Origin of the sequence: Corynebacterium kozikiae, from assembly GCF_024580965.1 — a bacterium.
GTDB lineage: Bacteria > Actinomycetota > Actinomycetes > Mycobacteriales > Mycobacteriaceae > Corynebacterium > Corynebacterium kozikiae.
In genome coordinates, this window is record NZ_JANIKJ010000007.1 from 37369 (window position 1) to 62887 (window position 25519).

General features: G+C 60.7%; 27 protein-coding genes. 17 read left to right on the top strand and 10 right to left on the bottom strand.

What is annotated here, in order from left to right; genetic code table 11:
• The first annotated feature begins 150 nt into the window (after positions 1 to 150).
• Genes NQ018_RS06100 through NQ018_RS06125 form a run of 6 tightly spaced genes read left to right on the top strand, consistent with a single transcriptional unit; the run spans position 151 to position 4592 of the window.
• Positions 151 to 1665, top strand: a complete 1515-nt coding sequence (locus NQ018_RS06100; RefSeq protein ID WP_257059546.1) for an ABC transporter family substrate-binding protein — start codon at positions 151 to 153, stop codon at positions 1663 to 1665.
• On the top strand, positions 1631 to 2356 hold the full coding sequence (gene mshB, locus NQ018_RS06105; RefSeq protein ID WP_257059548.1) for an N-acetyl-1-D-myo-inositol-2-amino-2-deoxy-alpha-D-glucopyranoside deacetylase: 726 nt from the start codon (positions 1631 to 1633) through the stop codon (positions 2354 to 2356). Before NQ018_RS06100 ends, mshB begins: the two co-directional genes overlap by 35 nt.
• The gene (locus tag NQ018_RS06110) at positions 2340 to 2699 is read left to right on the top strand and encodes a hypothetical protein (protein WP_257059551.1); all 360 of its coding nucleotides are present in this window, start codon (positions 2340 to 2342) and stop codon (positions 2697 to 2699) included. Before mshB ends, NQ018_RS06110 begins: the two co-directional genes overlap by 17 nt.
• 40 nt (positions 2700 to 2739) lie before the next feature.
• On the top strand, positions 2740 to 3057 hold the full coding sequence (fdxA, locus tag NQ018_RS06115) for a ferredoxin (protein ID WP_257037694.1): 318 nt from the start codon (positions 2740 to 2742) through the stop codon (positions 3055 to 3057).
• Positions 3058 to 3060: 3 nt separating this feature from the next.
• Positions 3061 to 4101 (top strand): succinyldiaminopimelate transaminase, encoded by a 1041-nt coding sequence (gene dapC / locus NQ018_RS06120; protein ID WP_257059553.1) that lies wholly within the window; start codon positions 3061 to 3063, stop codon positions 4099 to 4101.
• Positions 4098 to 4592, top strand: coding sequence for a GtrA family protein (locus NQ018_RS06125; RefSeq protein ID WP_257037692.1), 495 nt, complete (start codon positions 4098 to 4100; stop codon positions 4590 to 4592). Before dapC ends, NQ018_RS06125 begins: the two co-directional genes overlap by 4 nt.
• Here NQ018_RS06125 and dapD read toward each other — a convergent pair.
• The 3 genes from dapD to NQ018_RS06140 are packed head-to-tail and all read right to left on the bottom strand — an operon-like array spanning position 4564 to position 7657.
• Positions 4564 to 5454, bottom strand: a complete 891-nt coding sequence (gene dapD / locus NQ018_RS06130) for a 2,3,4,5-tetrahydropyridine-2,6-dicarboxylate N-succinyltransferase (protein WP_257037691.1) — start codon at positions 5452 to 5454, stop codon at positions 4564 to 4566. The genes NQ018_RS06125 and dapD overlap by 29 nt on opposite strands.
• Positions 5455 to 5459: 5 nt before the next feature.
• Positions 5460 to 6758, bottom strand: a complete 1299-nt coding sequence (locus NQ018_RS06135; protein WP_257059555.1) for an amino acid permease — start codon at positions 6756 to 6758, stop codon at positions 5460 to 5462.
• Positions 6759 to 6766: 8 nt separating this feature from the next.
• Positions 6767 to 7657, bottom strand: coding sequence for a DapH/DapD/GlmU-related protein (locus tag NQ018_RS06140; RefSeq protein WP_257059557.1), 891 nt, complete (start codon positions 7655 to 7657; stop codon positions 6767 to 6769).
• Between the two features lie 34 nt (positions 7658 to 7691).
• Between NQ018_RS06140 and dapE the strand changes: the two genes are divergently transcribed.
• Genes dapE through NQ018_RS06170 form a run of 6 tightly spaced genes read left to right on the top strand, consistent with a single transcriptional unit; the run spans position 7692 to position 12054 of the window.
• A complete protein-coding gene (dapE, locus tag NQ018_RS06145; RefSeq protein ID WP_257059560.1) occupies positions 7692 to 8750 on the top strand; it encodes a succinyl-diaminopimelate desuccinylase in 1059 nt (352 codons plus the stop codon).
• Positions 8747 to 9463, top strand: coding sequence for an LOG family protein (locus NQ018_RS06150; RefSeq protein WP_257037685.1), 717 nt, complete (start codon positions 8747 to 8749; stop codon positions 9461 to 9463). Before dapE ends, NQ018_RS06150 begins: the two co-directional genes overlap by 4 nt.
• Positions 9464 to 9476: 13 nt before the next feature.
• Complete coding sequence (gene folP, locus NQ018_RS06155) at positions 9477 to 10289, top strand: dihydropteroate synthase (RefSeq protein ID WP_257059719.1); 813 nt, start codon at positions 9477 to 9479, stop codon at positions 10287 to 10289.
• On the top strand, positions 10286 to 11014 hold the full coding sequence (locus tag NQ018_RS06160) for a glucosyl-3-phosphoglycerate synthase (protein ID WP_257059565.1): 729 nt from the start codon (positions 10286 to 10288) through the stop codon (positions 11012 to 11014). Before folP ends, NQ018_RS06160 begins: the two co-directional genes overlap by 4 nt.
• A 35-nt stretch (positions 11015 to 11049) precedes the next feature.
• Positions 11050 to 11217 (top strand): DUF3117 domain-containing protein, encoded by a 168-nt coding sequence (locus tag NQ018_RS06165; protein ID WP_257037683.1) that lies wholly within the window; start codon positions 11050 to 11052, stop codon positions 11215 to 11217.
• The gene (locus NQ018_RS06170; protein WP_257059568.1) at positions 11218 to 12054 is read left to right on the top strand and encodes a methyltransferase domain-containing protein; all 837 of its coding nucleotides are present in this window, start codon (positions 11218 to 11220) and stop codon (positions 12052 to 12054) included.
• Here the strand turns inward: NQ018_RS06170 and NQ018_RS06175 are convergent.
• Together NQ018_RS06175 and glgA are read right to left on the bottom strand one after the other, a co-directional pair.
• A complete protein-coding gene (locus NQ018_RS06175; RefSeq protein ID WP_257059569.1) occupies positions 12051 to 13394 on the bottom strand; it encodes a glycoside hydrolase family 32 protein in 1344 nt (447 codons plus the stop codon). The two genes, NQ018_RS06170 and NQ018_RS06175, sit on opposite strands and share 4 nt — an antisense overlap.
• 13 nt (positions 13395 to 13407) lie before the next feature.
• Positions 13408 to 14565, bottom strand: a complete 1158-nt coding sequence (gene glgA / locus NQ018_RS06180; protein ID WP_257059572.1) for a glycogen synthase — start codon at positions 14563 to 14565, stop codon at positions 13408 to 13410.
• A gap of 90 nt (positions 14566 to 14655) precedes the next feature.
• Here glgA and glgC point away from each other — a divergent pair, with 90 nt between their 5' ends.
• Positions 14656 to 15882 carry a glucose-1-phosphate adenylyltransferase gene (gene glgC / locus NQ018_RS06185; protein WP_257037751.1) on the top strand — a complete coding sequence of 409 codons (1227 nt, stop codon included), beginning with the start codon at positions 14656 to 14658 and terminating at the stop codon, positions 15880 to 15882.
• Positions 15883 to 15910: 28 nt separating this feature from the next.
• Here the strand turns inward: glgC and NQ018_RS06190 are convergent, their stop codons facing one another.
• Positions 15911 to 16543, bottom strand: a complete 633-nt coding sequence (locus NQ018_RS06190; RefSeq protein WP_257059575.1) for an O-methyltransferase — start codon at positions 16541 to 16543, stop codon at positions 15911 to 15913.
• Positions 16544 to 16657: 114 nt separating this feature from the next.
• Between NQ018_RS06190 and sigE the strand changes: the two genes are divergently transcribed.
• From sigE to tatB, 3 genes are read left to right on the top strand one after another with little or no spacing between them, the layout of a single operon-like run.
• A complete protein-coding gene (gene sigE, locus NQ018_RS06195; RefSeq protein WP_257059577.1) occupies positions 16658 to 17254 on the top strand; it encodes an RNA polymerase sigma factor SigE in 597 nt (198 codons plus the stop codon).
• An 11-nt stretch (positions 17255 to 17265) separates the two neighbouring features.
• A complete protein-coding gene (locus tag NQ018_RS06200) occupies positions 17266 to 17601 on the top strand; it encodes a zf-HC2 domain-containing protein (RefSeq protein ID WP_257059580.1) in 336 nt (111 codons plus the stop codon).
• A 10-nt stretch (positions 17602 to 17611) separates the two neighbouring features.
• Positions 17612 to 17995 (top strand): Sec-independent protein translocase protein TatB, encoded by a 384-nt coding sequence (gene tatB, locus NQ018_RS06205; RefSeq protein WP_373566905.1) that lies wholly within the window; start codon positions 17612 to 17614, stop codon positions 17993 to 17995.
• Here tatB and NQ018_RS06210 read toward each other — a convergent pair.
• From NQ018_RS06210 to NQ018_RS06220, 3 genes are read right to left on the bottom strand one after another with little or no spacing between them, the layout of a single operon-like run.
• Entirely contained in the window at positions 17988 to 19106 is a 1119-nt protein-coding gene (locus tag NQ018_RS06210; protein ID WP_257059582.1) for an Mrp/NBP35 family ATP-binding protein, read from the bottom strand. The genes tatB and NQ018_RS06210 overlap by 8 nt on opposite strands.
• A complete protein-coding gene (locus NQ018_RS06215) occupies positions 19103 to 19687 on the bottom strand; it encodes a DUF1003 domain-containing protein (RefSeq protein ID WP_257037672.1) in 585 nt (194 codons plus the stop codon). Before NQ018_RS06215 ends, NQ018_RS06210 begins: the two co-directional genes overlap by 4 nt.
• A 3-nt stretch (positions 19688 to 19690) precedes the next feature.
• Positions 19691 to 20971, bottom strand: coding sequence for a magnesium transporter MgtE N-terminal domain-containing protein (locus NQ018_RS06220; RefSeq protein ID WP_257059593.1), 1281 nt, complete (start codon positions 20969 to 20971; stop codon positions 19691 to 19693).
• A gap of 81 nt (positions 20972 to 21052) precedes the next feature.
• Here NQ018_RS06220 and NQ018_RS06225 point away from each other — a divergent pair, with 81 nt between their 5' ends.
• On the top strand, positions 21053 to 21676 hold the full coding sequence (locus NQ018_RS06225) for a hypothetical protein (protein ID WP_257059595.1): 624 nt from the start codon (positions 21053 to 21055) through the stop codon (positions 21674 to 21676).
• Positions 21677 to 21715: 39 nt separating this feature from the next.
• On the opposite strand, the gene NQ018_RS06230 is transcribed toward NQ018_RS06225, so the two are convergent.
• Entirely contained in the window at positions 21716 to 25414 is a 3699-nt protein-coding gene (locus NQ018_RS06230; protein WP_306428955.1) for a multifunctional oxoglutarate decarboxylase/oxoglutarate dehydrogenase thiamine pyrophosphate-binding subunit/dihydrolipoyllysine-residue succinyltransferase subunit, read from the bottom strand.
• Between the last annotated feature and the right edge of the window lie 105 nt (positions 25415 to 25519).

Genomic DNA, 25519 nt, shown 5'->3' on the forward strand with positions numbered 1-25519 from the left:
TTGCGCATTTCGAACGTGTGAGCTAATCTTAACTCATCGAACGTGTGACGTAAAGGGGTTGGGGGAAACTTGGCGCAAACTCCCAGCCTGGCACCGATATCTGGTGTCTGATGGATGATTTTGGAAGCACTACACTGAAGGGTCATGAGAATGCGTTCATTCCGCGCGCTTTTGGCAGCCATCATCGCGGGCGTCATTTTGACGGCTTGTGCTGCTAATCCTGGGCCGCCACCACTCGCGGAGGAGCAGGCTCCCTCACCAAGTGCCTCGGTGCCAGTGGAGCCTCCAGTAACAACTCGAGTGGATTTGGTGTTGGGAATTGACCCCGTGGCTTCGGGATTCAATCCTCATTTACTCAAAGATGATTCGGCGTTTACTCGCATGCTTGCGGAGCTCATTTTCCCCAGTGTGTTTGAGGGAGGTGAGTTGAATCGGGATCTTGTTGTCTCGGCGGAGGAGGTGGAGCCGTCGGAGGCGGAGATTGTGCAGACAATTCGCTATGAAATTGCGCCGGAGGCTCAATGGAGTGATGGAACACCGATAACGGCACAAGATTTCGGTTTCATGCAGCGTGCAATGACAACGACTCCAGGGGTCATCGATGCCGCGCCTTATCGGGCAATTAGCAATGTACGGTCCTTGGACTCGGGGAAAACCGTGGAGGTGGATTTTTCACAAAGAATGATCTACTGGCCGGTGTTGTTTCGCAATTTGCTCCCGAGCCATTCAATTGAAGACTTCGGTTCAAGTCTGAATTCAGGAGTCCCTGCTTCAGGGTGGCGCTATTCTTTTGACAATTTTGACCGGGCGCGCGGGATTGTCACGATCAACCGGAATGACAGATTCTGGGGTGCCGAACCGGCGAACCATGACACGATTCAGTTCCGCGAGATTCGCTCCGCGGCTCAGGCGGCCGATCTACTGCGGGCTGGGCAAGTGGATGCTGTCGATGTGACGCCAACGCAAACTATGCAACAGGCTCTTGCCCTGTTACCGCAAACCGATCTCAGTACCTATTCCAGCGGGCGCACCTTGCAACTTGTTGCAAACCGCAATCTCGAACGCAATCAGCGAATCCAGTTGCAGAATCTGCTGAACCGCGAGCTCATAGCGCAAATCGCTCTTGGGCGTACCAATGACATCGTGGTGCCACCGATTGAAGCGAACACAGTGTTCGATCCAAACGGCACGACCTTGCAAGGCCGATCAGTGCGGATCGGCGTGGATCCGAGTGATTCGGCTGCAGCACAAGCGGCCAGAGCTGTGGTTGATCTCCTCACGCAGCAAGGGTTCGAGGCGGAGCTTGTCTCTACCGACGCCCAACGTCTCTACGGACAAGTGCTGAGAGCGGGGGAGGTTGACGCCATCATGACGTGGTATGAAGCCCCTTCGGTAAATGCATTGCAATGCGGAGCGAACCTCGCGCGTTTCTGCAATGGAGTTACAGACCAAGAAATCGCCCAGACTCTTGCAGGGGATATGTCGCCAGAGCAGTTTGACCAAGTGGCGGCAATGATCAACGGCAACGAGCATTACGTGACCCCTATAGCACTTGACCAAAGGCTCCGAGCAGCTGGTCCTGGTGTTCGAACGGGGGAGGGGGTATCAACACATGGATCGCGGAGGAACAATGAAGGTTGTAGTAGTACACGCCCACCCAGATGACGAAGCACTCTGGACAGGCGGATTGTTGGCACAAATGGCGGCACAAGGTCATGACGTCCTCGTGGTCACCTGCACGCTGGGTGAAGAAGGAGAAGTGATCCCAGAAGAACTCGCCCAACTCGTCGATGCCGACCAGCTCGGCGGTTATCGATATTGGGAGCTGCAGCAATCACTAGAGATCCTAGGATGTGAAGGGGCCTTCCTCGGCGGAGTAGGGAGGTGGCGTGATTCGGGGATGGTGGTCAGCGATCACCCGAGGGCGTTTGCCAATGCGGGTGCCGAAGCCGTGGAGCAGCTCACAGAAATCCTCCTTAGCGCACAACCAGACCTGCTCATCACCTATGGACCTGATGGTGGTTATGGCCACCCGGACCACATCAAGGCGCATCAGATAACCCACGAGGCGGCGAAGCACTTGGGCATCACCAACATTTGGTGGGCGGTGACAGTGTTGGAAGACGTCACATTGGAGAACGTTCCGAAAACTTGGCGCTTGCCGCTACCTGGCGAGATCGCCTCCGTTGCGGAAGCAGACATTTGCATTGAGCTCTCAGAATCAGACTTCAAAAAGAAAGCCCAGGCGATGGCCGCGCACCGCACTCAGCTCATGGTGGAAAACGAGATATTTGCGCTGAGCAATCGCATCGCTCAACCGCTCTTGCGGAGGGAATATTATGAGTCACGTCACTGAACGAGTGGTCCCCACGGATCATCGACCATCTGAGATCTTTATGGGGCTGTTCTGGCTATCAATCGGTGCGGCCATCTCCGTGCTCCTGGAGGTGGTCTACCTTGGTACATGGATCGCTGGCGTGCCGGTGCCTTTCACCATCGTGCTGGCTTTCTTCTTTAACCTGGTGCTGTGCCGGACCGCATGGCTATGGAGCCCGAGGCTCGCATTGGTTCCACTCGGGGTGTGGCTCATAGGCTACTTCCTTATGGGAAACATGCTGGGCTCCAATTTCCGATCCATCGCCTTGCTTTTATTTGGTATTGCAGGCGGCGTGTATGGATGTATGCGCGCAAGCCGCTAGAATCGTTAAGTCCGATCAAATCATTGAGAAAGAAGAGGAAATGACGTACACAATCGCACAGCCCTGCGTTGATGTCATGGACCGCGCATGCGTAGAAGAATGCCCAGTGGACTGCATCTACGAAGGCAAGCGCGCCCTTTACATTCACCCAGATGAGTGCGTGGACTGTGGTGCATGCGAGCCGGCATGCCCCGTGGAAGCAATCTTCTACGAAGACGACGTCCCAGATGAGTGGATCGAATATAACGATGCCAACGCAGCCTTCTTCGATGACCTCGGCTCTCCAGGTGGAGCGGCCAAGCTCGGACCACAAGACTTTGACGCCCCATTGGTAGCTGCGCTGCCTCCGCAGGCATAGCTCATGTTGCCCGATTTTCCCTGGAACCGCCTGGAACCAGCAAAAGCGAAGGCAGCCCAGCACCCCGAGGGCATCATTAACCTCTCGGTCGGGTCTCCGGTAGATCCAGTTGCCCCAGGCATCCAGCTCGCACTCGCTGAGGCTGCCTCTGCCTCTGGTTACCCCCAGACCATCGGTACCCCGCAGCTTCGAGATTCGCTGATTCGCGCTATTGATCGCCGCTTCGGCGTGCAGGTTGAGTCCGTGCTACCGGTCATTGGTACCAAGGAAGCGATCGCATGGCTACCCACCATTCTGCGTTCAACCAAGGTCGTTATTCCAACGATTGCATACCCCACCTACGAGGTTTCGGCACTCCTTGCTGGGGCGCAGGTGCAGCGCGCTGACGATCCGGCAGACTTTGACCCCGACGCGAAGCTGATTTACATCAATTCGCCGTCGAATCCGACAGGTGAGGTGGCAAGCCCCGAGCGCCTGCGCGCAGTAGTTGAGTGGGCGCGAGAACATGATGCAGTGGTGGCCTCGGATGAGTGCTACCTCGGGCTGGACTGGTCGGATTCCGCCGTGTCCGTGCTTGCGGTGTGCGAAGGAGACTACTCAAACGTCATCGCCATCAACTCACTGTCAAAAACTTCAAATCTCGCGTCCTACCGCGCAGGGTTCTTGGCTGGTTGTCCAAAGCTGATCGCGGAAATCACGGAGGTACGCAAGCATGCGGGACTCATGGTGCCGGGGCCAATCCAGGCGGCTTTCGCTGCTGCGCTAGACGACGACGCCCAGGAGGCAGCTCAAAAGCTTCGCTATGCGAGTCGCCGTGCGAAGCTCATGAGGGCTTTTAATGACGCTGGTTTTGAGATTCATCACTCGCAGGCAGGGCTGTACCTGTGGATGACACGCAACGAGGATTGCTGGAAGACGGTGAATTGGTTGGCTGAGCGTGGCATTTTGGTTGCCCCTGGAGAGTTTTACGGGGAGCAGCAGTTCGTGAGGGCAGCGCTTACCGAAACGGATGAAGCCATCGCCGCTGTGGCGGGGCGCCTATGAACGCGTTGAGGCAGTTCCTGCAATTCGGCATCGTTGGCGCCTCTGGAACTCTGGTGAATTTGGTGGTGGTGGTTTTAGTAAAGAAGATCGTCCCATATTCAGAGCATGAGCCGTTCATGAACCTGTTTGGCTCTGCATTTCACATTCGCTGGTACCACGTGTTTATGACCATCGCGTTCATCGTGGCAAACACGTGGAACTACCAGCTCAACCGAATGTGGACCTTCAAGGCCAAGAATTCGTGGTGGAGTGGCTACTTGCCATTCCTACTCACGGGTGTCGGAGCGTTCCTGGTGAATCTGGCAACGCTGACCCTGTTGATGAACCCAGAGTCTCCGCTTGCCCTGCCTTCGGATATTTTTGATGATTCCACCGGCTTCCGCACCAAGTTCTATTGGGCTTCGGTGATTGCCATCTTGGTGGCGATGCCGGTGAACTTCATCATCAATAAGCTCTGGGCGTTTAGGAGTTCTTATGAAGTGCCTCGTTAAGGGACACTTCGCGCTTCCAGCCGGTGGCCTCCACGGCGCCGGTTTGGGAGTTTCGGCGGAATAGGAGATTGGAGGCGCCGGAAAGCTCGGATGCCTTCACTACCTGGCCGTCAACCAGGACCTTGGTTCCGGCGGTGACGTACAGGCCTGCTTCAACTACGCAGTCGTCGCCAAGGGAGATACCCACTCCGGCGTTTGCGCCGAGCAGGCAGCGCTCGCCGATGGAGATGACCTCTTTACCGCCGCCGGAAAGGGTGCCCATGATAGAGGCGCCGCCGCCTACGTCAGAGCCATCGCCAACAACAACACCGGCGGAGATGCGGCCTTCTACCATGGAGGCGCCCAGGGTTCCGGCGTTGAAGTTCACGAAGCCTTCGTGCATGACGGTGGTGCCTTCGGCGAGGTGGGCGCCAAGGCGAACGCGGTCTGCGTCACCGATACGCACGCCGGTGGGGATGACGTAGTCCACCATGCGGGGGAATTTATCAATCAAGTGAACCGTCAGGTTTGGCAGCTTAGCGCGGACTTCTTCGAAGCCTTCGATCTTGCAAGGGCCGTAGTTGGTCCACACAACGTTTTGGAGGAGGCCAAAGACGCCGTCGAGGTTGAGGCCGTGTGGCTTGACCAGGCGGTGGGAGAGGAGGTGGAGGCGGAGGTAGGCGTCGAAGGCGTCGATTGGGGCGGCGTTCAGGTCCGCGATTTCGGTGCGGATTTCTACGCGCTCGACGCCGCGGATCTCGTCGCGGGTGGAGGCGCCGAGTTCGGTGCCGGTGTTGGTGGTTTCCTCAAGGGTGGGGTTTGGGTACCAGGCGTCAAGAACAACGCCGTCGGAGATTGTGGCAAAGCCTGTTGCAATAGTCATGGGTGTCACTTTACCGCGAAGGAGAGGCCAACGATGCCGGCGAACAGCACCGCCACGGAGATCACCTGCGGTCTGGTGCTTGGGTCTGCGATCATGAGCAGGACCAATGCGCCGATGGCCATGAGGGTGAGGATCGGCAGCCATGGGTGACCCCACATGCGTACGGTGGAGACTTCAAGTTTGGAGTGCAGCTTGAGGTAACTCAGCACGATCATGATCCATACCACGATGAGGCTGCCGCCCACGGCGTTGAGGAGGAAGGTAAGCAACCCTGGTGGGTTCCAATACTGCAGGCCCACGGAAACGAACGCGAAGAACATGCTCAGCAGCACTGCATTGGTGGGCACCCCTTGGGCGCTGAGGGAACGGAACGCCTTGGGGGCGTCGGAACGCTCTGCAAGCGAGAAACAAAGACGCGAGGTGCCGTAGATCTGGGCGTTGAATGCGGAGAGAAGCGCCAGGACGATCACTGCTTCCATGAGGCCCACCACGCCTGGGATGTTGGCCATGCCGAGGACGATGGTGAATGGGGATTCTGCGGCGGATTTGGCTGCGCCGAGGGAGCTAGGTGGCACGAGGAATGCGATGACCAGCACGGAACCCAAGTAGAAGACGAGGATGCGCCAGATCACGGAGCGGATCGCGGTGGCAATTGCTTTGCGGGGTGCTTCAGATTCCGCCGCGGCCATGGTGACGATTTCAATGCCGCCGAAGGCAAAGGCCACTGCCAACAGACCTGCTGCTACGCCGGGGATGCCGTTAGGCATGAAGCCCTCCGCCATGAAGTAGCTCTCCTGGGTGAAGATCAAGTACACGCCCACCACGAGGAACACCACAATCACGGCAACTTTGATGAAAGCGAACCAGAACTCAAATTCACCGAAGCCGCGCACGTTGGCCAGGTTGACCACGGCGAAGAACACCACGCATACCAGCGCGGGAATCCACGGGGAGACTCCGAACCAGGCACCCATGATGGCGGCGGCGCCGGTCATTTCCGCGCCCATCACCATGATGAGGGTGAACCAGTACAGCCAGCCGAGGGAAAAGCCTGCCCAGTGGCCAAAGGCTTGGTCGGCGTAGATGGAAAAGGAGCCGGAGGCTGGACGTGCCGCGGCCATCTCGCCCAGCATCTGCATCACGCAGATCACGATTGCCCCGGCAATCATGTAGGCAATCAAGACGGCGGGTCCTGCGGCGGCGAGCCCTACGCCGGTGCCGAGGAAGAGCCCGGCGCCGATTGCGGAGCCGAGACCCATCATGGTGAGGTGGCGGGTCTTGAGGCCCGTTCCAAGTTGGTTCATGAGTGTTCCTAAATTGCTCGTGCCACTGGTTGGCCAGATTCAATTTTGATCGACCAGTTGGACTGGCCTTCAAGCGAGGATGCAGGCAGGGTTTGCCCGTCGTGGGCGTAGTACAACGGTGTTTCCGGGTCCAGGACCACGTTGTTGCCCACGTGGACGTTGTCGCCCAAGTTGATGCCCAGCACTGCGCAGGAAACACCGAAGGAACAGTCGTTTCCTACGGTCATCTGCCCCTGTCCGGGCACAAGGGAAGCGGAGATTCCGACGTCCACCCCGGACCCAATCCGCATTCCTGAGTACAAACGCCCCTCAACCCGGCAGGCCCCTAGGGTTCCGGCGTTGTAGGAGACGTAGCCTTCGCGCAGCACTCGGGTGCCAGGTGCGAGGTAGGCGCCGAGGCGCACGCGCTCGGCCTCAATGATTTCCACGCCGGAGGGCACCACGTAGTCCACCATGCGGGGGAGGCGGTCAATGCCGTAGACGTGGATAAGCCCGCGGGAGCGCAGTGATGTGCGCACGTCTTCAAAGTTATCCGGCAGGCAAGGGCCCTTGTTGGTCCACACCACGGGGTGGAGGTGGGAGATGGAAATGTTGATGTCGTGGGGCTTCACCAAGCGGTGGGAGAGCAGGTGGAGGCGCAGGAAGACGTCGTGGGCGTCCTGAGGGGGTTCGCTGAGGTCCGCGATGGTGGTGCGGACCGCCACCTGCTCCACCATGCGGTCTTCATCCAGGCGGACCAGGGAGAGCAGGCGGGCCGGGAGGTCGTGGGCACCGAGGCGTTCGGTGCCGGAGGAGCTTGGATTGACGTCGAGCTGCGGGCTTGGGTACCAGGTGTCCAGTACGGTGCCGTTCATCGCAATGTTTGCAATACCTATAGCATGAGCTCCCAGAACTGTCATGGATTTTATGCTAGTACACGGTAGGCTACGTACCATGCTCGATCTCACTACCTGCCCAATTGCACTCACAGCCGCCCTGGTGGACATCCCAAGCCCCTCCCATCATGAACAGGAAGTTGCGGATGCTATTGAAGAGGCGCTTAAGCCTTTTGCGGAGGTGATCCGCCACGGGAACACGGTAGTGGCCCGCACGCATCGGGGGTTGGGGAGTCGGGTAATCCTGGCGGGGCATGTGGATACTGTGCCCATCGCAGATAATGTGCCGTCGAAACGCAAAGGCAACATTTTGCACGGCTGCGGCACCGTGGACATGAAATCTGGGCTCGCGGTGTATTTGCACGCCTTTGCCACCTTGGCCAATGATCCTGCGCTGCGCCACGACCTCACGCTCATCGCATACGAAGGCGAGGAGGTTGCCAGTGAGTTCAACGGCCTGGGGCACATCGATCCTGCGCTGCTGCAGGGGGATCTCGCGCTGCTGGGGGAGCCTTCCGGGGCGATGATCGAGGCGGGTTGTCAGGGCTCCATCCGGTTTCGGGTGCGTGCCCATGGCGAGCGCGCCCACTCTGCGCGCAGTTGGCTCGGTACGAACGCCATGCACCTGCTGGCACCGGTGATCAGCAACATTGCGGCCTACCAGGCGCAGGAGATTGAGGTGGACGGCTGCCTCTATCACGAGGGGCTGAACATCGTGCACTGCGAATCCGGCGTGGCCACCAACACCATCCCCGATGAGGCCTGGATGTTCGTGAACTACCGCTTTGCCCCACACCGTAGCGTGGACGAGGCTATTCAGCACGCGCTTGAAGTGATGGACCTGCCGGAGGGCACGAGCTACGAGATCGACGATGCCGTCCCAGGCGCGCGGCCGGGGCTGGACTCGCCGGTGGTGCAGGGGCTGCTGGAGGGCCGGGAGTTCCGTGCGAAGTACGGCTGGACGGATGTCGCGCGCTTTTCCGCGCTCGGGATCCCCGCACTGAACTTCGGTCCCGGAGACCCCTCCTACGCCCACAAGCGGGACGAACAATGCCCCGTTGAGATGATTACGGAAGTCTCCGATACCCTTATCGCATATCTGAAAGGGAGCAAATGACCAATCGCAACATCATCGGCCCGATCCAAACCCGCGAACCAAAATCCAGCACGTATGACCAACGCCTGCTGGAAACCAAGGCGGACCACGACTGGCTCCACGCCGACCCCTGGCGCGTCCTGCGCATCCAAAGCGAGTTCGTGGCCGGCTTCGATGCCCTCGCCGAGCTCCCGCGAGCAGTCACCGTGTTTGGCTCCGCCCGCATCAAAGAGGGCCACCCCTACTATGAGCAGGGGATGCAGTTGGGCAAGAAGCTTTCCGACGCCGGGTACGCGGTCATCACCGGCGGTGGCCCCGGACTCATGGAAGCGGGCAATAGGGGATGCTGTGAAAACGATGGCATGTCCGTTGGCCTGGGCATTGAGCTGCCGATGGAGCAGGGCCTCAACAACTGGGTAGACCTGGGCGTGAACTTCCGCTACTTCTTTGCCCGTAAAACCATGTTCCTCAAGTATTCCCAGGCGTTCGTATGCCTCCCCGGAGGGTATGGCACGCTCGACGAACTGTTTGAAGTGCTCTGCATGGTGCAGACAGGCAAGGTCACCAACTTCCCAATCGTGCTGTTGGGCACCACATTCTGGGGGCCGCTGGTGGAGTGGATCAAGGACCGCCTGGTGGAGGAGGGCATGATCAGCCCCAAGGACGTGGACCTGTTCCTGCTCACGGACAGCGTGGAGGAGGCAGTGGAGTACATCGTTGAGCGCCACAAATAACCTTGCCCAGGTGATGGCGATCGTCAACATCACCCCAGACAGCTTCTATGACCAAGGCGCCACCAACTCCTTGGACCTTGCCGTGGCCCGCGCCGGGGATGTGATCGCGCAGGGTGCCGGGATCGTGGACATCGGCGGTGTAAAAGCTGGCCCCGGCGCCGTGGTGACCACCTCCGAGGAGATCGAGCGGGTTGTACCGGTAATTCAGGCCGTCCACGCAGCGCATCCCGACGTCACCATCTCCGTGGATACCTGGCGCAGTGAAGTAGCCGATGCGGCGATTCAGGCCGGTGCGACCTTGGTGAACGACACCTGGGCGGGCCACGACCCCGAGCTTTCCGCCGTGGCCGGGCAGTACCAAGTGGGGTATGTGTGCTCTCACACCGGTAGCGTGATTCCCCGCACGAGGCCCCACCGCGTGCGCTTTGATGACCTCTTGGCCCAGGTTATCCAAGAGACCACCAGCCAGGCAGAGCTCGCAGTCAGTCGTGGGGTGCCAGAGGAACGTATCTTGATCGATCCAACGCACGACTTTGGCAAAAACACCTTCCACGGCCTGGAGCTGCTGCGCCGGATTGACGAGTTGGTGGCCACCGGCTGGCCCGTGCTGATGGCGCTTTCAAACAAGGACTTTGTGGGTGAAACCCTGGACCGCCCCGTGCGCGAACGCGTTGCGGGAACTCTGGCCGCAACCGCCTGGGCGGCGCAGCACGGCGTGGCGGCCTTCCGCTCCCACGAGGTGGCCGAAACGGTGGATGTGATCCGTATGGTCGCCGCAATCCAAGGCAAGGTTGCACCCTTGAACACCACTCGGGGGCTTGCGTGAATATCAGCGTGATCATCCCCGCGCTCAACGAGGAAGCCACCGTTGGGGAAGTGGTTCGCACGGTACTTCCGCAGGCCAGCGAGGTGCTCGTCATCGATGCAGACTCAACCGACGCCACCGCCACGGAAGCCGCCCGCGCCGGGGCCACCGTCTTAAACTGGCGCGACATCCTGCCGGATCCCGTCTGGGCGGGCAAGGGGGAATCCTTATGGCGCGGGGTGTGGGCCGCGCGAGGTGACGTGGTGGTGTTCATCGACGCCGACCTCACCACCTTCGCCCCTGACATCGTGAGCAGGCTCACCGGCCCCTTTTGCGACCCCACCATCCACATGGTCAAAGCCGCATACACCCGAGCTCTGAACGGCGAGCCTTCGGGCGGCGGCAGAGTAACCGAGCTCACCGCAAAGCCCCTGCTTAAAATGTTCTTCCCGGAACTCAGCCACATTTCCCAGCCCCTGGGAGGGGAGTACGCGATCCGCCGCAACACCGCCCTGACTATGCCCTTTGTCTCAGGATACGGTGTGGAAGCGGGGTTGCTCATCGACGTGGCCAAGGCGCACGGTCCCAGCAGCGTGGTAGAGGCCCCTTGCGGTGTCCGGGCGCACCGGAACCGGCCGTTGGCGCAGCTTGGGCCAATGGCTGAGGTGGTTGCTTCCACTATTTTGTCTCGCGTTGAGGGGTGCGGGGTTGCAGGCCCTGCAACTCGTGCGCCTCATGTTGGGTAGTATGGATCGAGCTAGTGGATGAAAGGAATGTTGGAATGGCAGCGATGAAGCCCCGCACCGGTAACGGCCCTATGGAGGCGGTTATCGAATCGCGCAAGATTGTGATGCGCATCCCCACTGACGGAGGTGGCCGCCTGGTGATCGAGCTCAACAATGAAGAGGCCGCTGAGCTCGGCGCACTGCTCACCGAGGTTTCAAGTTAAGTGCTCTCACACATCATTGATGTTCTTGCAGATCCCATCGATGGATCTGACCTCAAGTTGGTGGACAACCGCGTGGTTTCGGCCACCGGCCACAGCTATGACGTAGCCAAGCAGGGGTACGTCACCTTGGCCGGCGGCGCCGGACTGCGCTATTCGGGTGACGACACCTCGATGATCAAAGCTCGGGAAACCTTCCTTTCTCGCGGCCACTTTGCCCCGTTTGTGGAGGCAGTTTCCGAGGCGTTGAGCTACACCAGTGAGGCGCCCGTGATCGCGGAGATCGGCGCAGGTACCGGTTACTACCTCTCCCACGCGCTGGATTCCATTGAGGATTCCCGCGGGGTGGGGTTGGACGTCTCCGTGCCCGCGGCAAAACTGCTGGCCAAGTGCCACCCGCGCGTTGGTGCTGTGGTTGCTGACGCCTGGGCGCGGCTGCCCATCAAAGATTCCTCCGTGGACGCCATCGCGGTGGTGTTCGCCCCGCGCAACGCAGCTGAGTTTGCTCGCGTGCTCAAGCCGGAAGGTGAAGTGGTGGTGCTCACCGCAGACACCGGGCACCTTGGCGAACTGCGCGAGCCTTTGGGAATCATCGACGTTGAACGCGGCAAAGTCCAACGCATGATCGAACAGGCAGCCGGACACCTGGTACCGGTGGATACCCCACAGGATGTGGAGTTCACCATGCGCCTAGACCAGGAATCCATTGCCACACAGATCGGGATGAGCCCCTCTGCGCGCCACATTCACGCAGACATCCTGGCGGAACGCATCGCGGCCCTGCCCGCCACCATGGAAGTGACGGCCAAGGCCAAGATCACCCGCTTCCGTAAGGCCTAACGTACAGGGCCTTCCCAGGGGGACAGTCGAGCGTCGCGCGAGAACTTCTCGCTGCGGCGCTCAATTGTTGCACCGTCGGAAGCGGTGACCACGAACTCCTCGATGCTGCCATTGAAGTAGACGCGGCTGGCCATGGCCACCTGGCCGCCGTCGGCAAACACCTCCACCGTGGAGCCATCCACGATGATGGTGAGGGTATCCGGCGCGCTCAGTGGGGCGATTGCGGCGTCATTGCCGCGATCGAGCTCGAGCAGGTCACCGCGGTGGGTGAGCACCGCTGCGGTGTGGCCGATCGAGTCCACTAGCTCAATGCGCACTTCTTCGCCCTGGGGGACTTCAAGCGTGCCCACCCACAAGGCGGCGTTATCCGCCTGCTCAATGGCGGACACCAGGCCAGCGGCTGGGGTTTGGAACAACCTGCCGCCTTGGAGTGTGACCTTGCGAGGGAGGGAAAGGCAGTTCGCCCAGCCTTCCTCGGCCAAGCTTTTGTGCGTGCTGGGGTCATCCAAGCGGCCAATGCCATTCATCAGGCCAAATAGGTGGGTATGGTCCAGGTTTGCAGTGGCCGTTCGGGGGCGGGTGAAGTCATGGCCGTAGTCAATGCGCTCGAAACCGTGCGTCACCTCAAACGTAGTGCCGTTGAGCTGGCCCACCAGGTAGCCCGAGCGGTCCACGCCATTGATCTCCACAGTGATCAGCAAGATGTCATAGATCTGCCCATCCACTTGGTCGCGAAGACGAATAACGCGAGGGGCAACGATCTCTCCGTGCACCCCGGTCTCGCCGTTGAACTCCAGCGGTCCCGCGTAGCGCCAATCCAGGCCGTCTGAGGATTCCAAAATGTGCAGGCTTGGGGTCTTACCCGCCACTGCCAACATGATCCAACCGCTCTCATGATCCGTAACCACGCATGGCGAGCGGAAATTCACCACCCCCGCTTGGTCGGAAACGGCCGTGTGGTGCCCACCAACCACCGCGCTGAGCTGCGAGGCTTCATTTGAGACCTCCTCGCAGGTGGCGGGCAGGTCTTCGATGGACGCTACCTTGATGCACGCACCCTCGGCGCTGATGGAGGTGTAGTAGAGGTCCACCACATCGCCCCGAGCCACCACGGACCCCGCCCGGAGCTGGGTCTCCGCGCCTTGGGGTGCAAGGACGTCGTCGCATTCTTCCCAACCGTACGCATCAGAGCTCACCTGATGCCCCCACCTGGCGGCGTCGGAAAGCTTTGGCCGGAATTGCAGGAATACGTGCCAGTCCTGGCCGTCGTGGAGGAGTCCGGCGGGTGCGTCGAGGACGCCGGTCTCAGCGGTGATGTGAAGCTCGGGGCGGTGGACCATAGGGGTTCCTTTCCTAACGCAGGGAGTTGTACACATCCACAGTTTGCTGGGCGATTGCGTCCCAGGAGAAGTCCTCTACAGCGCGGGCGCGGCCGGCGAGGCCGAAGGAACGGGCGAGTTCTGTGTCGCGAACCACCTGGTTGACCTTCTCCGCAATCTCACGCTCAAAGTCCTCTGGCTGGGCTTCGTCGTAGTTCACCAACAGGCCAGTTGAGCCGTCCCGGACCACCTCGGGGATACCGCCAACGTTCGAGGCCACCACCGCGGTGCCGCAGGCCATAGCCTCCAAGTTCACGATGCCCAGTGGCTCGTAGATGGAGGGGCACACGAAGACCTCGGCAGCGGAAAGGATCTCCTGGATCTTGTCCCTGCTCAGCATCTCCTGGACCCAGAAGATACCGCTGCGCCTGGACTGTAGCTCTTCTACCAGCGCCGTGGTGTGTGCCGCGATCTCCGGGGTGTCCGGAGCGCCAGCGCACAGCACGAGCTGCACGTCCTCATCGAAGTGCGCCGCGGCCTTCACCAGGTGCTCCACGCCCTTCTGGCGGGTGATGCGGCCGACGAATGCCACGATGGGCTTGCCCAGGTCCACACCGAGCTCCTCCAGAACTCCGCGGCCTTCACGGGGCTGCCACAGCTCGGTATCAATGCCGTTGAGCACCACCTTGACGCGGTCGGGATCGATCCGGGGGTAGGCCTCCAGAACGGATTCGCGCATCTTCGCGCTCACCGCGATCACCGCATCCGCGTACTCCATCGCGTTGCGCTCGGACCAACTTGATACCTCGTAGCCGCCACCGAGCTGCTCACGCTTCCACGGGCGATCCGGCTCCAAGGAGTGGGCGGTGACCACGTGCGGGATGCCGTGCAGGCGCGCGGAGAGGTGCCCGCCCAACCCGGCGTACCAAGTATGGGAGTGCACAACATCAGCACCGGCGGTTGCCTCCGCCATTCGCAAACCCGTGGAAAGAGTTTGGATCGCCGCGTTGGCATCCTTGAGCATGGGGTCTACGCCATGGACGTAGACGTCTTTCTCATCCCTGGGAGCACCCATGCAGTGCACGTCCACATGGGCAATTTCGCGCATAAAACGAGTGAGTTCGGTGACGTGGACGCCTGCGCCGCCGTAGATCTCCGGCGGGTATTCCTTGGTGAGCATTGCGACTTTCATGCCCTCGAGGTTACAGCGCAATTGCGGGCTTATGTGTGTTCTAAGTATCTAAATTGCATTTCTCCTGCGCATCTCACATATACCAGTTACATTGGTGGCGTGAGGAACCAATACAATGCCCTAGCCATCGTTCTTGCTGGCGGTGAAGGCAAGCGCCTTTTCCCGCTCACCGAGGACCGCGCCAAGCCCGCAGTGCCTTTTGGCGGAAATTACCGACTCATCGACTTTGTCCTTTCCAACCTGGTCAACGCCGGATACCTCAAGATTTGCGTGCTGACTCAGTACAAGTCCCACTCACTGGACCGTCATATTTCTCAGGCCTGGCAGTTTAGCGGACCTACTTCCCAGTACATTGCCTCCGTTCCAGCGCAGCAGCGCCTAGGCAAGAGGTGGTACCAGGGTTCTGCGGACGCAATCCTGCAATCGCTGAACCTGATTTACGACGAGCAGCCAGATTACGTTCTGGTATTCGGCGCGGACCACGTGTACCGCATGGACCCAGAGCAGATGGTTGAGGAGCACATTGCCTCCGGCAAGTCCGTCTCCGTGGCTGGCATCCGCGTCCCCCGCTCTGAGGCTTCGGCATTTGGCTGCATCCAGTCCGACGAACACGGTAACATCACCGAGTTCTTGGAGAAGCCAGCAGATCCACCGGGCACCCCTGATGACCCAGAGGTCACCTACGCCTCCATGGGTAACTACGTTTTCACCGCGAAGGCACTGGTGGACGCCCTCAAGGAAGACGAGAACAACCCCGATTCCACCCATGACATGGGCGGGGACATTATCCCTTACTTTGTGAAGCGCGGCGACGCCCACGTGTACGACTTCTCCAATAACGAAGTCCCAGGCTCAACCGACCGCGACCGCGGCTACTGGCGTGATGTCGGTACCATTGACGCCTTCTATGAGGCCCACATGGACCTGATCTCCGTGCACCCAGTGTTCAACCTCTACAACCGCAAGTGGGCGATTCACTCAACTGACGGCGGCGAGCTGCCTCCGGCGAAATTCGTCCAAGGCGGCATTGCGCAGTCCTCCATGGTTGCCCAAGGCTCCATCATCTCCGGCGCCACCGTGCGCAACTCGGTGCTCTCTACCGGCGTGATCGTGGAAGAGGGCGCCACCGTGGAAGGCTCCGTGCTGATGCCCGGCGTGCGCATTGGCAAGGGGGCAGTGGTGCGCCACTGCATTCTGGACAAAAACGTTGTGGTAAACGACGGCACCCTTATTGGCGTGGACCGCGACCGTGACGCTCAACGCTTTGCCATCAGCCCAGGCGGCGTGGTGGTAGTTGGCAAGAACCAAACGGTGTGACAAAAAATCCCCCTTCAAGGGGGATTTTTTATGGCTTCACGATGAGCGTGGTGCCCGCGCCGATTGGAAGGCGAGACACATGCACGCCTTCGAGCGTTTGGAAATACTGATCCGCCTCGCGGGCGGCAACGGTGTCCCGGTCCTTGCGGGTCTCATCCGCCAACGTGCCGTCCAACAGGGCGTCTGCCAGCACAATCGCGCCACCAGGGGCGAGCAGTGGGAGTGCGGCGTCCACGAAGGCCTTGAGGTCCAGCGGTGCGATCTCGCCGTAGACCAGGTTGTAGCTGCCGTGTGCGAGCCTGCCCATCACATCGAGTGGGCGGGAAGGCAGAAAACGCACGCGGGAGGGGGAGTATCCGGCGTCGCGGAACGTGGCCTTAGCACGTTTTTGGTGGTCCGCCTCTGGGTCAATGCAGGTGAGAATCCCGCCTTCAGCCATGCCTGCGAGCAAATACAGGCCGATCACGCTGGCGGTTGGGGTGACGGCGATCGCCCCGGTTGCCTTGGTGAGCGCCGCAAGGGAGCTCAGCAGGGTGCCGGTTGCGGCGTCCGGGGTGGGGAGGCCAAACTCGGCTGCGTCTTCAAGCGCCGCCTCCAGGGAGGGGCTAGTGGTGGATTCGATGTATTCGCGAAGTACGTCGCTTGGATGTTGTGCGCTCACACCAAGAAAGTCTAGCTAATGGCGGGAATATACCGCTGTATTAAGGCGTTGTGGGGGTAAGTGACAGGAAACTGGCAGGTTTCTCAATGGAAGCCTGCAAGTACATCAGGCAAGATGGAGCACATGCAAGCAGATCTCGAGTTGAGCGGCACCGCGGCATTTGACGCCGGACAAGCTGAAATGCCTTCCTGGGGCGAGTTGGTGGCTGAACACGCAGATTCCGTGTATCGCTTGGCCTACCGCCTCAGCGGCAACCAGCATGACGCGGAGGACCTCACGCAGGAAACCTTCATGCGGGTATTCCGTTCCCTGAACAACTACCAGCCGGGGACTTTTGAGGGCTGGCTGCACCGCATTACCACCAACCTGTTTTTGGATATGGTGCGCCACCGCCAGAAGATCCGTATGGAGGCCCTGCCGGAGGATTACGAGCGCGTGCCGGGCAACGAGATGTCACCTGAGCAGGCCTACAACGTGGCCCACCTGGACCCGGCGCTGCAGGCGGCACTGGATCAACTCGCCCCTGACTTCCGCGTAGCAGTTGTGCTTTGTGATGTGGTGGGCATGAGTTATGACGAGATCGCTGACACCCTCGGCGTGAAGATGGGCACCGTGCGCTCGCGTATCCACCGCGGCCGTTCCCAACTGCGTGCTAGCTTGGAGGCACAAGCGGCAACGAATGAGGATGCTCAGTTGTTGCTGCAGCGCTAAGGAGGGTTGTGATGGCTGACCAAGTGCGGTTTCTATCCATCGAATTTGCAACGGTGCGCAAAACGCTGCACGCCGTTGACCACCTAGGCCCGGAGGCCGTTGCGGCCTATGTGGACGGGGAGTTGATGCCCCAAGCGCGGGAGCGCGCGCAGATCCATGTTGCCCAGTGCGATGAATGCCGGGGGGAAATTGAGCGGCAACGACGCGCCTCGGCCCGGCTTCGTGCAGCCTGCGAGGTGCACATTCCCTCAGCGCTGCTGGATAAATTGCAGGCCCTCGGCACCCAAGTTCCGCAGGTGGAAAAGGTGGAAAAAGGGGTGTTTCGCAAGTTGAAACGTCGAGGGTAGGCTTGGGGACGTGTTTTCATCTATTGGCTGGGTAGAGATCTTCTTCATTTTCGTGGTCGCTCTCATCGTGATCGGCCCCGAACGCCTACCAGGCGTGATTAAGGACGTTCGCGCTGCCATCTATGCGGCACGAAAGGCAATCAACAACGCCAAGGCAGAGCTAGACGGCGAGTTCGGCCAAGAGTTTGAGCAGTTCCGCGAGCCAATTAACCAGCTCGCCTCCATTCAGCGGATGGGGCCGCGCGCGGCGCTCACCAAAGCGCTGTTTGACGGAGACGAGCAGTTCCTCGATGACTTTGATCCCAAGAAAGTTGCCGAGCAAGCCAAACGCGAGTCTGAAGAGAAGCCGCAAGAGAAGCCGCGCGGCAACTTCAGTTGGGACGACATCACCTAGACGTATTCAACCCTAGGGACTTGCCGGCCAGGGATTCCCTGCGTACAGCGAGCTTTGCTGCTACCGCTTGGATGGCCTTTGCAGTGGGGGAGTCGCCCAGCGCGATTGGGGTGCCAGAATCCCCGCCTTCTCGCAGCTTGGGGTCCAGTGGGACACTGCCCAGCAGAGGGACTTCGGCGCCGGTGAGCGTCGTTAAGCGATCTGCTACTGCCTGCCCGCCGCCGGAGCCGAAGACGTCCATGACGCTGCCGTCGGGCAGAACCATCGCAGCCATGTTCTCGATCACGCCGGCGATCCGCTGGTGGGTCTGTAGGCTGATGGAGCCGGCGCGCTCGGCAACCTCCGCCGCCGCTGCCTGTGGGGTAGTGACCACCAAGAGCTCGGCGTTTGGCAGGAGTTGGGCGATGGAGATGGCGATGTCGCCGGTGCCTGGGGGGAGGTCCAGGAGGAGGACGTCGAGGTCGCCCCAGAACACGTCACCCAAGAACTGCTGTATGGCGCGGTGCAGCATCGGTCCGCGCCACACGACGGGGGCGTTGCCTTCCACGAAGTGGGCGATGGAAATGTGCTTGATACCATGTGCCTGCGGCGGCATGATCATCTCATCCACAGCGTGGGGGCGGTCGGTGGAGCCGAGCATACCAGGCACTGAGTGACCATAGATGTCCGCGTCCAACACACCGACGCTCAAGCCCCGGGCAGCGAGCGCAGCCGCGAGGTTGACGGTCATGGAAGACTTGCCCACGCCACCCTTGCCGGAGGCCACTGCGTACACGCGGGTTGTGGAGTTCGGTTGGGCAAAGGGAATCACTGGCTCCTCGCCGCGCAGGCTGGTGCGCAGTTCGCGGCGCTGTTCGTCGCTCATGACGTCGGTGGTTACGCTGACCTCGCCCACGCCTTCGATGTCCTGGACTGCGGCGCGGGTGTTCTCCACGATGGTGTTTTTCATGGGGCAGCCGGCGATGGTGAGGTACACCTCCACGGCCACATCAGCACCGTGGATCTCCACGGATTTCACCATGCCGAGCTCAGTGATGGGCTTGCCGATCTCGGGGTCTTCCACACGGGAGAGTGCTGCGCGAACAGCGGAGTCTGTAATCGTTGTCATCATTGTCCTTTGGGGTCTGCAAGGTCACCCTGCACGGGGTCATTGAGTTCGTGCTCACCGCGAATCTGGTGGCGCCATGCCGCGCGTGCCGCCGCTTCGTCGTCGAGCTTCGCCTCAATGCGTTCCAGCATATTCTGGAGGTCTTCAAGTTCGTGGCGCAGGTAATCACGGGTCACCATTTCGCCCACCGCAAGGCGCAGCCCGGCGAGCTCGCGGGTGATGAACTCGGTGTCCGCTTTGGTTTCAAAAGCGCGGCGACGGTCTTCGGCGAGAGAGACGCGGTCGCGGTCCTCCTGCCGGTTCTGCGCGAGCAGAATCAACGGCGCGGCATAGGCAGCCTGGGTGGAAAATGCCAGGTTGAGCAGGATGAATGGGTAGGCATCCCAGGAGAACCACCAGCCGCCAACGTTCAGCAGGATCCAGATGACCACGAACACCGTTTGCCACATGAGGTAACTGCCGGTGCCAAAGAACCGGGCAACCTTTTCGGCGTAGGCGCCTACGGTATCGTCATCCAGCTTGAAGGGGTTTTTCCGGCTCCGCAGCGTGGGAGTGTCCAGGTTTGAGCGATTGTATTCTGCCATGGTTTAAGCGTGAGGGTCGGGGCGCAGGCCTTCGTCGCGCCAATCGTCTGGAAGCATGTGGTCAAGCAGGTCATCGACGCTCACCGCGCCGAGCAAGTGGCCGTCTGAGTCCAGCACCGGCCCGCACACCAGGTTGTAAGTGGCAAAAAAGCGCGCTGCGGTCTCCTGCGAGTCATCCGTGTACAGCGGCGGAAGGTCAGGGTCCAGAATGCCGGACACCAGCGCCGAGGGCGGCTCCCGCAAGAGGCGTTGGATGTGCACACACCCTAGGTACTTGCCGGTTGGGGTCGCCGTGGGTGGGCGCACCACAAATACCAGGCTTGCCAGCGAGGTGGAAAGATCAGGGTTGCGTGCGAGTGCCAAGGCCTCCGCAACGGTGGTTTGCGGGGACAAAATGAGTGGCTCTGGGGTCATGAGCGCACCCACCGTGTCCGGGCTGAAGTTCATGAGGCGGCGCACCGGGGCGGACTCCTCAGGGTCCATCAGCTCCAGCAGCACATCTGCCTTCTCATCGTCCAACTCACCGAGCAGGTCAGCCGCATCGTCGGGATCCATTTCCTCGAGCACCTCAGCGGCGCGCTCAATGCCCAGGGCTTCAATGAGCTCTGCCTGGCGATCCTCGGAGAGCTCCTGCAGCACGTCGGCGAGGCGTTCGTCGTCCAGCTCCCGTGCCACCGCGAGGCGCCGCTGGGGCGGGAGGTCGTACATCGCGTGGGCGACGTCGGCAGGGCGCATATCCTCGAATGTCACCAGCAGCTCTGCGGTAGGGGAGGACTCGCCGACGCCCGCAGCATGCACGCCATGCACATGGCTCCACAACGCGGTGTGTAGTTGGGGGCGCCGGCCGAACTTCGGGCGCTCGCTGATCACTGCGACCCGTGAGATCACCCAGTCGCGGGAGCGGGTGCGTTCGAGTTCCACGTCGGCGATTTCTACCGGCAGGCTGTGCAGGTGCTCCAGCTCGGGGTCATCCACCTGGACCTTCTGGCCCACCAAGTCACCCAGCAGCGCTACCTCACCGGCGCGAGGAGTGTAGGCGCGCAGTGACACTGAACCAGTGGACAGTGTGATTTCTTGGGGGTCGATGGCACCCACGCGCAATATTGGAACAAAGATCTTGCGTTTGTTGGTCATTTCCACAACCAGCCCAATTGCGCGCGAGGTGTGGCCCTGCGGGCGGATGTTCACCACAACGTCGCGTACACGCCCGATCGCGTCTGTATCGGGACCTCGAACTACCATGCCGGACAGGCGGCCTGCGTACACTCGGGTCACTTCACTCATGAGGCCTTAGTCTACGCATCTAGAGTCATTAACGCTAAGCTAGAAAGGTCATTTTTCGCGCCGGGAGAAAAGGATTCAACGATGCAGCACAATTTGCAGGCCGGTCACTCCCACCACGTGCGAGGCAGCGTTGCAACCCTTGCCTTGGCGCTTGCTGGCGCACTTTCCGCCTGCACTGACCTCGAAGCCCCGGTACTCCCTGAGGCGGAAAAGGCCGTAGTCATCAGCGTTGATGATGCCCCTCGTGCGGTGTTCCTCGGTGAGCTCTACCGCCAGGCGCTGGAACGCCAGGGGCGCGAGGCGGTATTGGAAGTCACCGAGGAATCCAGCCTGCACAGGCTGGCCACTGGCCACGCGGACCTCACCTTGACCTGCGCCGGCAACGCACTGCAAGAGCTCAATCCTGCGCTCGCCGAAGAACTCGCCCAGGAGTACAACGGCGTAGTCACCGCGGAGTGGCGCGAGCGAACGTATGCCGCCCTCATGGGCTCGCTGGGGGATAACATGGACGCCACTGACCCCTCCAACGCCCAGGCCTGTGAAGCGGATTTCTTGCCGCAAAACCTGGTGCCCGTGTACCGAAGCCCAGTGATTGGGCGCCCGGAGCGTTCCACCATCAACGTGGTATCCGGCTCCCTGAGCACTATGAACGAAGTACCTCCTCATGAGGAAATCCCCGCGCTGCTCGATCGGGCCGGGGTATAAAAATGCTCCCCACGGGTATCCGTGGGGAGCATGTTCTAGTTAGTCCGCAAATGCTTCCTTGAGCAATGCTTCCTGTTCCACTGCGTGGACCTTGGAGAGGCCGGTTGCGGTGGAGGACTGTGCGCGGCGGGAAACGCGCTTCATTGGCAGCATATCCGGGATGAGCTCGGAGAGGTGCTCATGCAGGAATGGCCATGGGCCCTGGTTTGCGGGTTCGTCCTGGCAGAAGCGGATTTCTTCTGCGTTCGGGTAGGTGGCAAAGGCTTCGCGCAGGCGGTTGAACGGAATTGGGTGCAGCATCTCGATGCGCACGATCGCCACGTCCTCGCGCTTGTCCTTTTGAGCCTTCTTGGCCAGCTCGTAGTAGAGCTTGCCGGAGACCAGCATGATCTTCTTGACCTTGTTCACATCACCAATCACGTTGCCTTCAACGTCCACAAAGCGTGGGTCGTTGATGACGGACTGGAACTTCTCCACCTTGGTGAAGTCCTCTACGGATGAGGTGGCGGCCTTCATACGCAGCATGGACTTTGGCGTGAACACCACCAGCGGGCGCTTCAGGTTGCCCAGTGCGTGACGACGCAGCAGGTGGAAGTAGTTGGCTGGGGTGGTCGGCTGAGCCACGGTCATGGTGCCCTCTGCACAGAGCTGCAGGTAGCGCTCGATACGTGCGGAGGAGTGGTCCGGACCCTGGCCTTCGTAGCCGTGTGGCAGGAGCAGGATCACGGAGGAAAGCTGGCCCCACTTGGCCTCACCGGAGGAAACGTATTCGTCGATGATGGTCTGGGCGCCGTTGGCGAAGTCGCCGAACTGCGCTTCCCACGCCACTACGGCGTCTGGGTTTCCTACGGAGTAGCCGTACTCGAAGCCCATGCCGGCGAACTCGGTGAGCGCGGAGTTGTAAACCAGGAACTTGCCGCCGTTGCGCTTGGCCAGCTCGTGGAGGCCGTTGAACTCTTCACCGGTGTTGGGGTCATACACCACAGCGTGGCGCTGGGTGAAGGTGCCGCGGCGGGAATCCTCACCTGCCAGGCGCACGAGCTTGCCGGTGTTGGCCAGCGAGGAGAAGGCAATGAGCTCACCCCAGCCCCAGTCAATGCCGCCCTCGCGCACGGATTCCAGGCGCTTTTGTGCAACTGGAGCCACTCGTGGGTGGAACTCAAAGCCCTCAGGGGCATTGGCGTAGGCCTGGCCGATTTCCACGAGTTCTTCGCGGGTGATGTTGGTCTTGAGGCCATGAGGCAGGGCCTGGGAGCTGGTGATGCCCTCCTGTGGGGCAAAGGCCTTCTTTTCGGCTTCCTTGACCTCGTTGAACACTGCTTCCATCTGGTCGTGGAAGTCTGCTGCCACGCGCTCTGCATCGTCCTTGGTGAGATCACCACGGCCGAGCAGATCCTCGGTGTACTGCTCACGCACGGTCTTGCGGCCGTTGATGCGCTCGTACATGAGTGGCTGGGTCATCGATGGGTCATCAGCCTCGTTGTGGCCGCGGCGGCGGTAGGAGATGAGGTCAATGAACACATCCTTGCCAAAGCGACGGCGGTACTCGGTGGCGAGCTGGCCAACCCACACCACTGCCTCTGGGTCATCACCATTGACGTGGAACACGGGGCAGCCAAAGGCCTTAGCGTAGTCCGTTGCGTAGTGGCTGGAGCGCCCGGAGTCAGGAGTAGTGGTGAAGCCGATCTGGTTGTTCACCACGATGTGGACGGTGCCGCCCACGGTGTAGCCGCGAAGCTGTGCCAAGTTGATGGTCTCCGGCACAATGCCCAGGCCCGCGAAGGCGGCGTCGCCGTGGAGCAGCAGTGGCATCACGGAGTAGCCGGACTCGCCCTTGTCCAGGATGTCCTGCTTTGCCCGGGCGATACCCTCCATGACGGGGTTCACTGCCTCGAGGTGGGATGGATTGGCGGTCAAGGTGACCTTGATTTCACCGTCGCCGAACATCTGCAGGTGGGTGCCCTCTGCGCCCAAGTGGTACTTCACGTCACCGGAGCCACCGGCTGCCTTGGGCTCGATGTGGCCTTCAAACTCAGTGAAGATGGTTGCCAGTGGCTTGTTCACGATGTTGAACAGCACGTTGAGGCGGCCGCGGTGTGGCATACCGATGACCACTTCGTCCAAGCCCTGGCCCGCGGCGGTATCAATGGCGGAATCCATGAGCGGGATGAGGGATTCGGCGCCCTCCAAGGAGAAGCGCTTTTGGCCCACGTACTTGGTCTGCAGGAAGTTCTCAAAGGCCTCAGCGGCGTTGAGCTGCTGCATGATGTACTTCTGCTGCGCAGGCGTTGGCTTAGGCATGCCCGCCTCCAGGCGGTCTTGCAGCCAGGTGCGCTCGTCGCGGTCCAGGATGTGGGTGTACTCGGAGCCGACCTTCAGGGTGTAGGCGGCGCGCAGGCGGGAGAGCACCTCGCGCAGCGTCATGGTCTCCTTGCCACCAAAGCCACCGACGTGGAAGCTGCGGTCCAGGTCCCACAGGGTGAGGCCGTGCGTCTCAATGTCCAGGTCGCGGTGGTCAGGCACCGGCATGCCGGGCTGGATCCACTTCAGCGGGTTCACATCTGCAATGAGGTGGCCGCGGGAGCGGTAAGCCTCGATGAGCTGCATCACGCGGGTGTTCTTATCTAGGCCGGTGTTCGGCAGATCCTGTGCCCAGCGCATCGGGGTGTACGGCACACCTACGGAGGCAAATACCTCATCCCAGAAGGTGTCATCCACAAACAGTTGGCTCATGGTGCGCAGGAATTCACCAGATTCTGCGCCCTGGATGATGCGGTGGTCGTAGGTGGACGTGATGGTCACCAACTTGCCCACGCCGAGCTCGGCCAGGCGGTCCTCGGAAGCGCCAGCGAACTCCGCTGGGTAATCCATGGAACCCACACCGATGATCGCGCCCTGGCCCTTGGTCAGGCGAGGCACGGAGTGGCGGGTGCCAATGCCACCTGGGTTGGTCAGGGAAATGGTGACACCGGAGTAGTCATCCATGGTGAGCTTGCCCACGCGGGAGCGGGCAACGATATCCTCGTATGCCTCCACAAATGCGGCGAAGTCCAGGGTTTCGCACTTCTTGATCGCCGCAACGACCAAAGCGCGGGAGCCGTCCTTCTGGGCGACGTCGATAGCCAGACCCAGGTTGATGTGCTCCGGGGTGTGCAGGGTGGGCTTGCCGTCCTCCACGGAGTAAGAGTTGTTCATCACCGGGTGAATCATGGTGGCCTTGACCATGGCGTAGCCAATGATGTGGGTGAAGGACACCTTGCCGCCGGAGGTACGCGCAAGGAAGTTGTTAATGATCGCGCGGTTTTCAAACATGAGCTTGACCGGCATATCGCGCACCGAGGTAGCGGTGGGGATTTCCAGGGACTCGTCCATGTTCTTGGCAATAGCCTTGAAGATGCCCTTGATTTGCTTGGTGCCAGGGGCTGGGAGCTCGCCCTCACGGTCCAGCGGGGACGCCTTGCGCTTCTGCGCGGCGGCAGCCTTCTTTGCCTCTTCTTCTACTCGCGCTTCCGTCTTTTGGTCCGCGCGCTGTGCTACTGGCTCCGCTGGCTGCGGTGTGCTGACTGGGGCAGGGGCGGCTGGTTCAGGAGATGCTGGTGCACCCTGCTTTTCAAAAAGCTCGCGCCACTCTGCATCTACAGACTGGGGATCTTTCTTGAACTGCTGGAACATCTCGTCAACCAGCCACTGATTCTGGCCGAAGGTACTCGCGCTGCTCACGGCAGGTGCTCGCCTCATTTCTTTGTGAGATTTCTTACGTCTAACTCACTACAGGCTAACCCTTTTTGGAAAAAGGGTGTAACTGCTTTGCACAAAGTTTCCTCTTCAGTGCTAGGCACGAAC

What these genes read in the sequence shown, in the direction of transcription:
- dapD (WP_257037691.1), bottom strand. Translation starts at nt 5,454, where the DNA reads ATGACTATTGCAACAGGCTTTGCCACAATCTCCGACGGCGTTGTTCTT.
- NQ018_RS06215 (WP_257037672.1), bottom strand. Translation starts at nt 19,687, where the DNA reads ATGGCAGAATACAATCGCTCAAACCTGGACACTCCCACGCTGCGGAGC.
- NQ018_RS06100 (WP_257059546.1), top strand. Translation starts at nt 151, where the DNA reads ATGCGTTCATTCCGCGCGCTTTTGGCAGCCATCATCGCGGGCGTCATT.
- NQ018_RS06150 (WP_257037685.1), top strand. Translation starts at nt 8,747, where the DNA reads ATGACCAATCGCAACATCATCGGCCCGATCCAAACCCGCGAACCAAAA.
- dapE (WP_257059560.1), top strand. Translation starts at nt 7,692, where the DNA reads ATGCTCGATCTCACTACCTGCCCAATTGCACTCACAGCCGCCCTGGTG.
- dapC (WP_257059553.1), top strand. Translation starts at nt 3,061, where the DNA reads ATGTTGCCCGATTTTCCCTGGAACCGCCTGGAACCAGCAAAAGCGAAG.
- NQ018_RS06125 (WP_257037692.1), top strand. Translation starts at nt 4,098, where the DNA reads ATGAACGCGTTGAGGCAGTTCCTGCAATTCGGCATCGTTGGCGCCTCT.
- NQ018_RS06200 (WP_257059580.1), top strand. Translation starts at nt 17,266, where the DNA reads ATGGCTGACCAAGTGCGGTTTCTATCCATCGAATTTGCAACGGTGCGC.
- folP (WP_257059719.1), top strand. Translation starts at nt 9,477, where the DNA reads ATGGCGATCGTCAACATCACCCCAGACAGCTTCTATGACCAAGGCGCC.
- glgA (WP_257059572.1), bottom strand. Translation starts at nt 14,565, where the DNA reads ATGAAAGTCGCAATGCTCACCAAGGAATACCCGCCGGAGATCTACGGC.
- sigE (WP_257059577.1), top strand. Translation starts at nt 16,658, where the DNA reads ATGGAGCACATGCAAGCAGATCTCGAGTTGAGCGGCACCGCGGCATTT.
- NQ018_RS06165 (WP_257037683.1), top strand. Translation starts at nt 11,050, where the DNA reads ATGGCAGCGATGAAGCCCCGCACCGGTAACGGCCCTATGGAGGCGGTT.
- NQ018_RS06220 (WP_257059593.1), bottom strand. Translation starts at nt 20,971, where the DNA reads ATGAGTGAAGTGACCCGAGTGTACGCAGGCCGCCTGTCCGGCATGGTA.
- fdxA (WP_257037694.1), top strand. Translation starts at nt 2,740, where the DNA reads ATGACGTACACAATCGCACAGCCCTGCGTTGATGTCATGGACCGCGCA.
- NQ018_RS06135 (WP_257059555.1), bottom strand. Translation starts at nt 6,758, where the DNA reads ATGAACCAACTTGGAACGGGCCTCAAGACCCGCCACCTCACCATGATG.
- NQ018_RS06225 (WP_257059595.1), top strand. Translation starts at nt 21,053, where the DNA reads ATGCAGCACAATTTGCAGGCCGGTCACTCCCACCACGTGCGAGGCAGC.
- NQ018_RS06140 (WP_257059557.1), bottom strand. Translation starts at nt 7,657, where the DNA reads ATGACAGTTCTGGGAGCTCATGCTATAGGTATTGCAAACATTGCGATG.
- NQ018_RS06175 (WP_257059569.1), bottom strand. Translation starts at nt 13,394, where the DNA reads ATGGTCCACCGCCCCGAGCTTCACATCACCGCTGAGACCGGCGTCCTC.
- NQ018_RS06210 (WP_257059582.1), bottom strand. Translation starts at nt 19,106, where the DNA reads ATGATGACAACGATTACAGACTCCGCTGTTCGCGCAGCACTCTCCCGT.
- mshB (WP_257059548.1), top strand. Translation starts at nt 1,631, where the DNA reads ATGAAGGTTGTAGTAGTACACGCCCACCCAGATGACGAAGCACTCTGG.
- NQ018_RS06110 (WP_257059551.1), top strand. Translation starts at nt 2,340, where the DNA reads ATGAGTCACGTCACTGAACGAGTGGTCCCCACGGATCATCGACCATCT.
- NQ018_RS06230 (WP_306428955.1), bottom strand. Translation starts at nt 25,414, where the DNA reads ATGAGGCGAGCACCTGCCGTGAGCAGCGCGAGTACCTTCGGCCAGAAT.